An 11,866-nucleotide genomic window follows, 5' to 3' on the forward strand; every position below is an offset into this window, starting at 1 on the left:
AAACGAAGCGCGTGGATATTTCCGCCGGTATCAAGGCTAGCCTCGCTGGACGCTATGCCTCGGCCCTGTTCGATCTGGCCGCCGAGAACGGCAAGGTGACCGCGGTCGAGAAGGACCTCGGCACGCTCGGTGCCGCGCTGGCCGAATCGGGCGATCTCGCCGCGCTCACCACCAACCCGGAACTCGCCCGCAGCGCGCAAGGCGCAGCGATTGCGGCGGTGGCGAAGAAGCTGAAGCTTTCGCCCCTCACCACCAATTTCCTCGGCGTGCTCGCCGCCAACCGCCGCCTCGGCAAGCTGCCCGCGATCATCGCCGCCTTCAAGGCGATCGCCGCTGCCCAGCGCGGCGAAGTGGCCGCGACCGTCACCAGCGCCCACCCGCTCAGCGACGACCAGCTCGCCGCGCTCAAGACCAAGCTGACCGCGCGCGAAGGCCGCACCGTCATGCTCTCCGCCTCGGTCGATCCCGACCTGCTCGGCGGCCTCGTCGTCACCATCGGATCGCAGCGCATCGATGCCTCGATCCGCACCCGTCTCAACTCGCTCGCCAAGGCCATGCAGGCCTAAAGGATAAGAACCATGGAAATCCGCGCCGCAGAAATCTCGAAGGTCATCAAGGACCAGATCGCCAATTTCGGCACCGAGGCCGAAGTCAGCGAAACCGGCACCGTGCTGTCGGTGGGTGACGGGATCGCCCGCATCCACGGCCTCGACAAGGTGCAGGCCGGCGAGATGGTCGAATTCGCCAACGGGGTGCAGGGCATGGCGCTCAACCTCGAAGCCGACAATGTCGGCGTCGTGATCTTCGGCTCGGACAGCGAGATCAAGGAAGGCGATGTCGTCAAGCGCACCGGCACCATCGTCGACGTGCCGGTCGGCAAGGGCCTGCTCGGCCGCGTGGTCGACGCGCTCGGCAACCCGATCGACGGCAAGGGCCCGATCGTCGCCGAAAAGCGCAGCCGCGTCGAAGTGAAGGCGCCGGGCATCATTCCGCGCGAATCCGTGTCGGAGCCCGTCCAGACCGGCCTCAAGGCGATCGACGCCCTCGTGCCCGTCGGCCGCGGCCAGCGCGAGCTGATCATCGGTGACCGTCAGACCGGCAAGACCGCCGTCGCGATCGACACCTTCATCAACCAGAAGGAAGCCAACCAGGGCGACGACGAGAAGAAGAAGCTCTACTGCGTCTACGTCGCGGTCGGCCAGAAGCGTTCGACCGTCGCGCAGATCGTGAAGCAGCTCGAAGAAAACGGCGCGATGGAATATTCGATCGTCGTCGCCGCGACCGCTTCCGAGCCCGCCCCGCTCCAGTACCTCGCGCCCTACACCGGCTGCGCGATGGGCGAGTTCTTCCGCGACAACGGCATGCACGCCGTGATCGTGTATGACGACCTTTCCAAGCAGGCCGTCGCCTACCGCCAGATGTCGCTGCTGCTGCGTCGTCCCCCGGGCCGCGAAGCCTATCCGGGCGACGTGTTCTACCTCCACAGCCGCCTGCTCGAGCGCGCGGCGAAGATGAACGAGGAAAACGGCCACGGCTCGCTGACCGCGCTCCCGATCATCGAGACCCAGGCGGGCGACGTGTCGGCCTACATCCCGACCAACGTGATCTCGATCACCGACGGCCAGATCTTCCTCGAAACCGGCCTGTTCTACCAGGGTATCCGCCCCGCGATTAACGTGGGTCTGTCGGTGTCGCGCGTCGGCGGTGCCGCCCAGACCAAGGCGATGAAGAAGGTCTCGGGCTCGATGAAGCTCGACCTTGCGCAGTACCGCGAAATGGCGGCCTTCGCGCAGTTCGGCTCGGACCTCGATGCCGCGACGCAGAAGCTGCTGAACCGCGGCGCTCGCCTGACCGAGCTTCTGAAGCAGAAGCAGTTCTCGCCGATGCCCTTCGAGGAGCAGACCGTGTCGATCTACGCCGGGACCAACGGCTTCCTCGACAGCATTCCGGTGAACCGCGTCAACGAATACGAGAGCCAGATGCTCGAGTTCATGCGCCGCGAACACGGCGACGTGCTGGCAGAGATCCGCACCTCGAAGAAGTTCGAAGGCGAAGTCGCGGACAAGACCAGGGCCGCGCTCGAAGCTTTCGGCAAGCAGTTCGCTTAAGGACGCCCTGACGTGCCCTCACTCAAGGAACTCAAGGGCCGGATCAACTCGGTCAAGTCGACCCAGAAGATCACCAAGGCCAAGCAGATGGTTGCGGCGGCCAAGCTGCGCCGTGCCCAGGCTGCGGCCGAGGCCGGGCGGCCCTATGCCACGCGTCTCAGCGCGGTGATGGCGTCGCTGGCGAGCAAGGTGTCGGGTTCCGCCGCGCCCCGGCTGCTGGCGGGCACCGGCTCGGATCAGCGCAACCTCCTCGTGGTGGTCAACACCGACAAGGGCCTGTGCGGCGGTCTCAACTCGAACCTCGTCAAGGCCGCCAAGGCCAAGGCGCGCGAGCTGCAGGCGGCGGGCAAGTCGGTGGAATTCTACCTCGTCGGCAAGAAGGGCCGCGCCCCGCTGCGCCGCGACTTCCCCAAGCTCGTCGACAAGGGCTTCGACACCAGCACGGTCAAGACCCCGGGCTTCGATGAAGCGGAGGCCATCGCCAACGAGCTGATCGCGCTGTTCGACGCCGGCGCCTTCGATGTCGCGCACCTGATCTTCCCGACCTTCAAGTCGGCGCTGGCGCAGGAGCCGACCGTCACCCAGCTGATCCCCGTCCCCGCTCCCGCCGAGGCGGTCGCTGCGGACGCCGTGGTCGAGTACGAGCCGGGCGAGGAGGAAATCCTCGAGGAACTGCTGCCGCGCTACGTGCGCACCCAGCTGTTCGGCGCGCTGCTCGAGCGCGAGGCCTCGGAACAGGGCGCCTCGATGACCGCGATGGACAACGCCACACGGAACGCGGGCGAGCTGATCCAGAAGCTCACCATCCAGTACAACCGCAGCCGCCAGGCGGCGATCACCACCGAACTGATCGAAATCATCGCGGGCGCGGAGGCGCTCTGATGTTGGCCGAATACAAGCTTGTCGTCTGGCAGGAGCCGCAAGGGTTGGTCTATCAGAAGACCCGCGAGACGCCGTTCATGGCGTTCAGCGTCGGCGACCGGATTGACATGCTTGAAGGCAACAGCGCCGACTGGATCATCGAGAAGGTTTCGCACGCAATCTACTGGAACGGAAATGCGGATGGCCATCAGGTCACGCTCACCGTTCGCCCCGTCTAGAACAACCGATCAACACTGACACCAAGTCCTCAAGGAACGTCATCATGGCCACCGCCGCTCTCAACCAGACCACCAACGGCACGATCAGCCAAGTCATCGGCGCCGTCGTCGACGTGCAGTTCGAAGGCGAGCTGCCGCCGATCCTCACCGCGCTCGAAACCCGCAACGGCGACAAGACGCTGGTGCTCGAAGTCGCCCAGCACCTCGGCGAGAACACCGTGCGCACCATCGCGATGGACGCGACCGAGGGCCTGACCCGCGGCAGCGAAGTCATCAACACCGGCGCGCAGATCAGCGTTCCCGTTGGCCCGAAGGTTCTGGGCCGCATCATGAACGTCGTCGGCGAGGCGATCGACGAGCGCGGCCCCATCGGCGCCGAGCAGACCGCCCCGATCCACGCCGAGGCCCCCGCCTTCATCGACCAGTCGACCGAAGCGGCGATCCTCGTCACCGGCATCAAGGTGATCGACCTCCTCGCCCCCTACGCCAAGGGCGGCAAGATCGGCCTGTTCGGCGGCGCGGGCGTCGGCAAGACCGTGCTGATCCAGGAACTCATCAACAACATCGCCAAGGGCCACGGCGGCGTGTCGGTGTTCGCGGGCGTGGGTGAGCGCACCCGCGAAGGCAACGACCTCTACCACGAATTCCTCGACGCCGGCGTTATCGCCAAGGACGCCGAGGGCAATGCGACCTCGGAAGGCTCCAAGGTGGCGCTCGTCTTCGGCCAGATGAACGAGCCCCCGGGCGCCCGCGCGCGCGTCGCGCTGTCGGGCCTGACCATGGCGGAGTACTTCCGCGACGTCGAAGGCCAGGACGTGCTGTTCTTCGTCGACAACATTTTCCGCTTCACCCAGGCGGGTTCGGAAGTGTCGGCGCTGCTCGGCCGCATCCCCTCGGCGGTGGGCTACCAGCCGACGCTGGCGACCGACATGGGCAAGCTGCAGGAGCGCATCACCTCGACCACCAAGGGTTCGATCACCTCGGTCCAGGCGATCTACGTCCCCGCGGACGACCTTACCGACCCCGCGCCCGCGACCTCCTTCGCGCACCTTGACGCGACCACCACGCTGTCGCGCGCCATTTCGGAACTCGGCATCTACCCGGCGGTCGACCCGCTCGACTCGACCTCGCGCGTTCTCGAACCGCGCGTCGTCGGCCAGGAGCACTACGACACCGCCCGCCGCGTCCAGGCGATCCTGCAGAAGTACAAGTCGCTTCAGGACATCATCGCCATTCTCGGGATGGACGAGCTGTCGGAAGAGGACAAGCTGACCGTCGCCCGCGCGCGCAAGATCCAGAAGTTCCTTTCGCAGCCCTTCCACGTCGCGGAAGTCTTCACCAACATTCCGGGCGTGTTCGTGCAGCTCGAGGACACCGTGAAGAGCTTCAAGGCGGTCGTGGACGGCGAATATGACCACCTGCCCGAAAGCGCCTTCTACATGGTCGGCGGCATCGATCAGGCGGTCGAGAAGGCCAAGAAGCTGGCCGAAGAGGCGTAAGGCGCTTCCCCCTCCCGCTTGCGGGAGGGGAGCGAGACTTGCCAGCTTGCTGGCTAGTCGCAGCGGGGTGGGCCTCCACCGGCCCATTCCCACCCCCAGCCCCTCCCGCAAGCGGGAGGGCGGTTAGGAAGAGACAATGCCCCTCCACTTCGAACTCGTCACCCCTGCCAAGCTCGTCCGCTCCGAGGAGGTCCACATGGTGGTCGTCCCCGGCACCGAGGGCGAATTCGGCGTGCTCGAGGGCCACGCGCCCTTCATGAGCACGATCCGCGACGGCGCGGTGCAGGTCTTCCGCGCCGCTGGCGCGGCGCCGGAGGTGATCCAGGTGCGCGGCGGCTTTGCCGAGGTGAACGAGAAGGGCCTCACCGTCCTTGCCGAGCACGTCGAGGGCTGAGCCCTTCGCTCCCGGATGAGCGAAAAGGGGCGGGCCGCGAGGTCCGCCCTTTTTCGTCGGGCCAAGCCGAAAATTAACCATGCCCGTGGCACAGGCTGCGGTCATGTTCGCACCGCCCGACCACAAGCGGCCGTCCGCGCTGACCCGTGCCGACCTCAAGGTCGTGGGCGTGCTCGCAGTCTTCACCCTGATCGTGCGCGGGGTGTGGTTCGGCGATCCCAATGCCGACATCGACGAGCAGCTCTATTCCCTGATCGGCAGCGGGATGCTCGAGGGCAAGGTGCCCTTCGTCGACCTGTGGGACCGCAAGCCCTGGGGCCTGTTCGCGCTCTTCGCTCTGGCCCATGCGCTGGGCGGGCCGGGACCGGTCGCCTATCAGGCGTTGGCTGCGGTGTTCACGCTGGCGGGTGCGGTGATGATCTTCGTGCTCGCGCGCCCACTGGCGGCGCGCTGGACCGCGGCGGGCGCGGGGCTGCTTTATGTCGTGCTGGCGGCGCTCTATGGCGCCCATTCGGCGAACTCGGAGGTGTTCTTCATCCCGATGATGCTGGCAATGGCGATGCTTGTGCGCGAGCCCGACCATCCGCGCGCGCGCCTGCGGGCGATGGCGGCGATGCTGATCGGCGGGGCGGCGCTGCAGGTCAAATACACCGTCCTGCCGCAATGCCTGTTCTTCGGCCTGTGGGCGCTGTGGGGCGAATATCGCCGCGGCGCGGGGCTGCCGGGGCTTGCAGGTCAGGCTGCTCTGTTCGGCCTGCTCGGGCTGCTGCCGACCGTCCTTGTCGGCGCAGGCTATGCGCTGGCGGGGCATGGGGAGGCCTTCGTCTTCGCCAATTTCCTGTCCTTCTTCGACCGCCTGCCCTCGGGCGCGGGGCGACTGCATGGCCAGATCATGATGCTGCTGCTGCCGCTGCTGGGCGTGGCGCTGCTGGGGCTCAATGCCGCCCGCAGACGACCCGCGCACGAGCGGCAGACCTACGCCTTCCTCGGCCTGTGGCTGGCTGCGGCGCTCGCCACGGTGTTCATGCCCTCGACCGTCTACGGCTATTACCTCGCCGCGCTGATCCCGCCTTGCGTGCTGCTCGCCCTGCCGCTGTTCGCCCGCAGGGACCCCGCCGCCGCCAATCCGCTGATCATGGCCCCCGCCGCGCTGATCCTCGCCCTGCTGCCCTCGCAGTATGGCCTCGCGCAAGGCAGCCGCGCCGCCGCCGAGCGCATGGCCGCCGCGATCGCGCCCCATGTCGATCGCGAGGACCGCTGCCTCCTCGTCTTCGATGGCCCGACCGCGCTCTACCGCCTCTCGGGAAGCTGCCTGCCGACCCGCTTCATCTACCCCGACCATCTCAACAACGCGCTCGAACGCGATGCCCTCGGCGTTCGGCAGGAGGACGAGGTCGCCCGCATCCTCGCCGCCCGACCGCCGGTGATCGTGATCGCCGACACCGCGCTGACGCCGCAGAACCCCGCGGCGCTCGGGCAGGTGCGCGCGGCGATCGCCGAGGGCTACCGGCCGCTGGCGCAGGAGGAATTCCACAAGCGCACGATCCGGGCCTTCGTCCTTCGGGAGTAGCGAACCGCCCGGCCTTGCATTGCGCGCGATCTCCGGCCACCTTTCCCCGCATCATTCGCACCCGCACCGCCGCGGATGCATCCGAGAAGGGAGAGTCTCACTTGAAACTCGTATCGAGGCTGGCCATTGCCTTGGCCATGACCACTTCCAGCATTGCCGTCGCGCAGGACGGCGTCCCCGGCCCCGAACAGGATCCCTACATCTGGCTCGAGGAAGCCCGCAGCCCCGAGGCGCTCGACTGGGTCGCCAAAGAGAACGCGCGCACCCTCGCCGCCTTCGAGGCCGATCCGCGCTTCGCCCAGCTCAAGGCCGAGGCGCTGGCGATCTTCGACAGCAACGACCGCATCCCCTTCGTCAGCTTCCGCCCCGATGGCCTGTATAATCTCTGGCAGGACAAGGCGAACCCCAAGGGCGTGCTGCGCCGCACGACGCTGGAAAGCTACCGCACCGACAAGCCGGAATGGGAAGTGGTGCTCGATATCGACGCGCTCGCCAAGGCCGAGGGCAAGGAGTGGGTCTACCAGGGCTCGACCTGCCTGCCGCCAGCGATGACCAAGTGCATGATCGCGCTGTCGGACGGCGGCGAGGACGCCACCATCATGCGCGAGTTCGACATGACCACGAAGTCCTTCGTAGAAGGCGGCTTCGTGCTCGACCAGAAGAGCCAGGGCGGCATCCAGTGGATCGACGCGGACACGCTGCTCGTAGGCCGCGGCTTCGGCGAGGGCACCCTCACCGAAAGCGCCTATCCTTTCACCAGCCGCGTCTGGAAGCGCGGCACGCCGCTCGCCGAAGCGGAGGAGATCTTCCGCGGAGAGCCGAGCGACGTCTGGGCTGGCGCGACCCTGCTGCGCGACAACAGCGGGACGATCCACGCCCGCACCGCCTTCCGCGGCATCAGCTTCCACGAGAGCCTCAACTACGTCTGGAAGGACGGGGCATGGCTCCAGCTCGACATCCCGAAGAAGGCCGGGCTCTACGGCATCGTCGATGATCACGTGCTGATCTCGATCGACGAGGACTGGACCACGCAGGGCCAGACCTTCCGCGCCGACAGCCTCATCGCGGTCAACCTCGAGGAGTGGAAGGCCGATCCCAACGGCGCGAAGAAGACCCTCGTCTGGGCGCCGGGCGAACGCCAGACCAAGCAGGGCGGTGCGGTAACGGCCAATGCGCTCTATGTGACCCTGCTCGACAATGTCGTGGGCAAGGTGCTCGAGTTCAACTTCGACGACGGCGCATGGCGCAGCCGCGAGGTGCCGCTGCCGGACAACGCGACGCTCGGCATCGCGGCCGCTTCGGACGAGACCGACCAGATCATGTACACCGTGTCGGGCTTCCTCGAGCCGACCACGCTCTACTACACTGACGGCAGCGCCCCGCCGGCGGTGCTCAAGACCAGCCCGTCCTATTTCGATCCGGCGGGCGCCACGGTCGAGCAATACGAAGCCGTGAGCAAGGACGGGACGAAGATCCCCTACTTCATCGTCAAGCCCAAGGGGATGAAGACCGACGGCTCCACCGCCACGCTGCTGACCGGCTATGGCGGCTTCCAGGTGCCGCGCCTGCCGGCCTATCTCGGCTCGACCGGCAAGCTGTGGGTCGAGAAGGGCGGCGCCTATGTGCTCGCCAACATGCGCGGCGGCGGCGAGTTCGGCCCGATGTGGCACCAGACCGCGATCCGCGAGAACAAGCAGCGCACCTGGGACGATTTCCTCGCCGTGGCCGAGGACCTGGTGAAGCGCGGCTTCACCAAGCCGCAGCATCTCGGCATCCAGGGCGGCTCGCAGGGCGGTCTGCTGGTCGGCACCGCCTTCACCCAGCGGCCCGACCTGTTCGGCGCGGCGATCGTGCAGATCCCGCTCTTCGACATGCTGCGCTATCACGTGATCGGGCGCGGGGCCTCGTGGATCGGCGAATACGGCGATCCTCGCATCCCCGAGCAGCGCAAGTGGATCGAGGGCTATTCGCCATACCAGAAGATCGTCGCCGGGGTCGACTACCCCGAGCCCTTCCTCTGGGCCTCGACCGCCGACGACCGCACCCACCCCGCCCACGCCCGCAAGGGCGCGGCGCGGCTGAAGGAGCTGGGCCAGCCCTATTACTACTTCGAGGACACCACCGGCGGCCATTCGGGCGGGGTCGACAACGACCAGCGCGCCAAGCTGCAGGCGCTGCAGTTCATCTACCTAATGAAGCGGCTGATGGACCCGCGCCCCGCGAAGTAAACGGCGGCGCATCGTCACCTTCACGAGGGGCGGCTTCCTGCGGGGAGCCGCCCCTTCGCGTTAGGTGCGGAAGGCAACGCAACTGCCTGTAAAACAAGCCGACACAGCCGCCTCGGTTCGTCGCGCGAAAAGCACGGCGCGTTTCATCAACGCTCTCTTAACCCTGTCCGGAAAGGTCCGGTTAGCCCTCCCCGTCAACACTCGGCCCATCGGGGGCGATGAGCAAGCGACGAGGAGCATCACCGATGGCCTATGACCGGAATATCTCGATCGCCGACGCGATCAAGAGCTACTATGCCCTGCCCCGCAACCACCGCGTCCACTGGTCCAAGGCCAGGAAGGACGAGGTCGTGCGCGCGGTGCGCGAACGTGCGATCAGCTTCCACGAGGCGCGCGAACGCTACCTGCTGAGCCGGAGCGAGTTCGAGCAGTGGGAAGCGGAATACCTCGCCGGCGGCGGCGACCAGCAGGCGCGGGTCGGGCAGGACGCCTGACCCTCCCCTGCCCTAGCGCGTCGGCGCGTCGAAATCGGCGGGCTTGTTCGCGATCCAGGCGACGAACTTCGCGATGGCGGCATTGGCGCGGATCACCTCCGCGTCGGCGCCGATCCGGGCCAGTTCGTTGTTGGTGAAGTTGGCGTGGATCGTCTTGTGGCAGATCGGGTGGACCGGCACCTTCACCTTGCCCTTCTTCGACTTGGGCACGGGATGATGCCACTGCACGATCTCCCCCAACGGACGATCGCACAGCCAGCAGGTGAGGGTTTCGGCGTCCTCGCTCACTTCTTCTCCGCCGCCTTCTTCTTCTTCATCGTGTCGTGGAAGCGGTCCGCCCAGCCCGGCTTCATCAGCTGCTCGGCGCGCACCATGCGCAGTTCCCCCGGAGCCACATCGCGGCTGACGGTACTGCCCGCAGCGACGATCGCATCAGCGCCGATGGTAACGGGGGCGACCAGCGCCGAGTTGGAGCCGATGAAGGCCCGCTCGCCGATCACGGTGCGATACTTGAAATAGCCGTCGTAGTTGCAGGTGATGGTGCCCGCCCCGATGTTGGCGTTAGCACCGATGGTGGCATCGCCGAGATAGGTGAGGTGGCTCGCCTTGGCGCCTTCGTGCATCACCGCGTTCTTCACCTCGACGAAATTGCCGACGAAGCTGCCTTCCTCCATCACCGTGCCCGGGCGCAGGCGGGCGAACGGACCGACCTTGACCCCGCTGGCGAGGCGCGCGCCCTCGATGTGGGAGTTGGCGCGGATCAGGACATTGTCGGCGACCGTCACACCGGGGCCGAAGAAGACGTTCGGCTCGATGGTGACGTCGCGGCCCAGCACGGTGTCGAAGGCGAAGAACACGGTGTCGGGCGCGATCAGGGTCGCGCCTTCGTCCATCGCCTGAAGGCGCCGCACCGCCTGCCAGCGCGCCTCGGCGGCGGCGAGTTCGGCGCGGGAATTGATGCCGGCCACCTCGTCGGCGCTGGCCGCGACGATCACCGCGCAGGCGCGTCCGTCGGCGATCGCGATGTTGACGATGTCGGGCAGGTAGTATTCGCCCTGCGCATTGTCGTTGCCGACCCGCGCCAGCAGGCCGAACAGGTCCGCCGCGCGCGCGGCGAGAAGCCCGGAATTGCACAGCCGGCAGGCCCGCTCGCCCTCGTCGGCGTCCTTGTATTCGACCATCTTGAGGATCGTGCCGGCATCGTCGGCGATCACCCGGCCATAGGCGAGCGGATCGTCGGGCTCGAAGCCGAGCACCACCGCCGCGGGGCTGTCGGGCCCATGCAGCCGCTCGAGCATGGCGCGCATCGTCTCCGCCTGCACGAAGGGCACATCGCCATAGAGCACCAGCACGTCGCCATCGAAGCCCGCCAGCGCGCCCTCGGCCTGCTGCACGGCGTGTCCGGTGCCGAGCTGCGGCTCCTGCAGGCAGGTCACCGCCCGCTCGCCCACCGCCTTCTCGATCTGCTCGCGCCCCGCACCCACGACCACCGCGAGACGCTCCGGCCCCAGTTCGGCGACGCTCGCCATCAGGTGTTCGAGCATCGCCCGGCCCGCGATTGTGTGGAGCACCTTGTGCGTGTCGCTCTTCATGCGGGTGCCCTTGCCGGCGGCGAGGATGATGGCGGCGAAAGGATGTGTGGTCGTGGTCATGAAAGCCCCTGTAAGCAAAGCCGCGCCTGCCAGCAAATGCTTGCGGTTTGATGTAGGTTGGGCCACCGCGCGCCTCATGCACGACATCCCTTTCGACGCCATCGGCTTCGACCTCGACGGCACCCTGCTCGATACCTTCCGCGATCTCGGCGCGGCGGTGAACCATGCGCTGGTGCTGGGCGGGTTCGATGGGGTGTCGGTCGAGACCAGCAAGGACCTGATCGGCGGCGGGGCCAAGATCATGCTCGCCCGCGCCGTCGAGGCGCAGGGGGGCCTTCCCGAGGACGAATTCCGGCGGCTCTACAAGGCGATGCTGGCCTTCTACGAGGAAAACAACGCGGTCCACACCGTGCCCTATCCCGGGGTGCGCGAGGTTCTGGCCGATCTCGCCGCGCGCGGCATCCGCATGGCGGTGGTCACCAACAAGTTCGAGGCCTTCGCCCGCAACGTGCTCACCGCACTCGATCTGATCGAGGCCTTCGAGGCGGTGATCGGCGGGGATTCGCTCGGCAAGGGCGAGGACGGCCAGTTCCTCGCCAAGCCCCACCCCGCCCCGGTTCTCAAGGCGCGCGAGGTAACGGGCGGCGGAAGCTTCGCGTTCCTCGGCGATTCCACCTATGACGTGCGCGCGGCCAAGGCGGCGGGCGTGCCGGTGATCGCGGCGGCCTATGGCTACTGCGACCGGCCCCCGCACGATCTGGGCGCGGACGCGGTGATCGATTCGTTCGAGGGGCTGATTCCTGCCCTCGCGGGCCTGCGGACCACTGCCTGACCCTACGGCACGCGCACCTGTCAGTTCGGTTGTTGCAAGGCGCGCGCGA

Annotated in this window: 12 protein-coding genes; 10 read left to right on the plus strand and 2 right to left on the minus strand. The window is 67.2% G+C overall.

Going from position 1 to position 11,866, the window contains the following annotated elements; genetic code table 11:
* Positions 1–11: 11 nt before the first annotated feature.
* The 9 genes from CBR61_RS13375 to CBR61_RS13415 all read left to right on the plus strand — a co-directional run bounded on the left by CBR61_RS13375 (position 12) and on the right by CBR61_RS13415 (position 9,393).
* A complete protein-coding gene (locus CBR61_RS13375) occupies positions 12–566 on the plus strand; it encodes a F0F1 ATP synthase subunit delta (protein ID WP_088914810.1) in 555 nt (184 codons plus the stop codon).
* A 12-nt stretch (positions 567–578) separates the two neighbouring features.
* On the plus strand, positions 579–2,108 hold the full coding sequence (atpA, locus tag CBR61_RS13380; protein ID WP_088914811.1) for a F0F1 ATP synthase subunit alpha: 1,530 nt from the start codon (positions 579–581) through the stop codon (positions 2,106–2,108).
* A 12-nt stretch (positions 2,109–2,120) separates the two neighbouring features.
* Entirely contained in the window at positions 2,121–2,990 is an 870-nt protein-coding gene (locus tag CBR61_RS13385; protein WP_088914812.1) for a F0F1 ATP synthase subunit gamma, read from the plus strand.
* A complete protein-coding gene (locus tag CBR61_RS13390) occupies positions 2,990–3,208 on the plus strand; it encodes a hypothetical protein (protein WP_088914813.1) in 219 nt (72 codons plus the stop codon). The genes CBR61_RS13385 and CBR61_RS13390 overlap by 1 nt, the downstream gene beginning before the upstream one ends.
* Before the next feature lie 44 nt (positions 3,209–3,252).
* Complete coding sequence (atpD, locus tag CBR61_RS13395; RefSeq protein WP_088914814.1) at positions 3,253–4,707, plus strand: F0F1 ATP synthase subunit beta; 1,455 nt, start codon at positions 3,253–3,255, stop codon at positions 4,705–4,707.
* 136 nt (positions 4,708–4,843) lie between these two features.
* Positions 4,844–5,101, plus strand: a complete 258-nt coding sequence (locus CBR61_RS13400) for an ATP synthase F1 subunit epsilon (RefSeq protein WP_088914815.1) — start codon at positions 4,844–4,846, stop codon at positions 5,099–5,101.
* A gap of 103 nt (positions 5,102–5,204) precedes the next feature.
* On the plus strand, positions 5,205–6,671 hold the full coding sequence (locus CBR61_RS13405) for an ArnT family glycosyltransferase (protein WP_157696598.1): 1,467 nt from the start codon (positions 5,205–5,207) through the stop codon (positions 6,669–6,671).
* 137 nt (positions 6,672–6,808) lie between these two features.
* A complete protein-coding gene (locus CBR61_RS13410; protein ID WP_088914817.1) occupies positions 6,809–8,899 on the plus strand; it encodes a prolyl oligopeptidase family serine peptidase in 2,091 nt (696 codons plus the stop codon).
* A gap of 245 nt (positions 8,900–9,144) precedes the next feature.
* Entirely contained in the window at positions 9,145–9,393 is a 249-nt protein-coding gene (locus tag CBR61_RS13415) for a DUF1153 domain-containing protein (RefSeq protein WP_088914818.1), read from the plus strand.
* Positions 9,394–9,405: 12 nt separating this feature from the next.
* Here CBR61_RS13415 and CBR61_RS13420 read toward each other — a convergent pair whose 3' ends face one another.
* Entirely contained in the window at positions 9,406–9,681 is a 276-nt protein-coding gene (locus CBR61_RS13420; RefSeq protein ID WP_157696599.1) for an HNH endonuclease, read from the minus strand.
* A complete protein-coding gene (glmU, locus tag CBR61_RS13425; RefSeq protein WP_088914819.1) occupies positions 9,678–11,045 on the minus strand; it encodes a bifunctional UDP-N-acetylglucosamine diphosphorylase/glucosamine-1-phosphate N-acetyltransferase GlmU in 1,368 nt (455 codons plus the stop codon). Before glmU ends, CBR61_RS13420 begins: the two co-directional genes overlap by 4 nt.
* A 76-nt stretch (positions 11,046–11,121) precedes the next feature.
* Here glmU and CBR61_RS13430 point away from each other — a divergent pair, with 76 nt between their 5' ends.
* Complete coding sequence (locus CBR61_RS13430) at positions 11,122–11,817, plus strand: HAD hydrolase-like protein (RefSeq protein WP_088914820.1); 696 nt, start codon at positions 11,122–11,124, stop codon at positions 11,815–11,817.
* Positions 11,818–11,866 lie beyond the last annotated feature (49 nt).

The organism is Porphyrobacter sp. CACIAM 03H1 (assembly GCF_002215495.1).
Taxonomy (GTDB): Bacteria; Pseudomonadota; Alphaproteobacteria; order Sphingomonadales; family Sphingomonadaceae; genus Erythrobacter.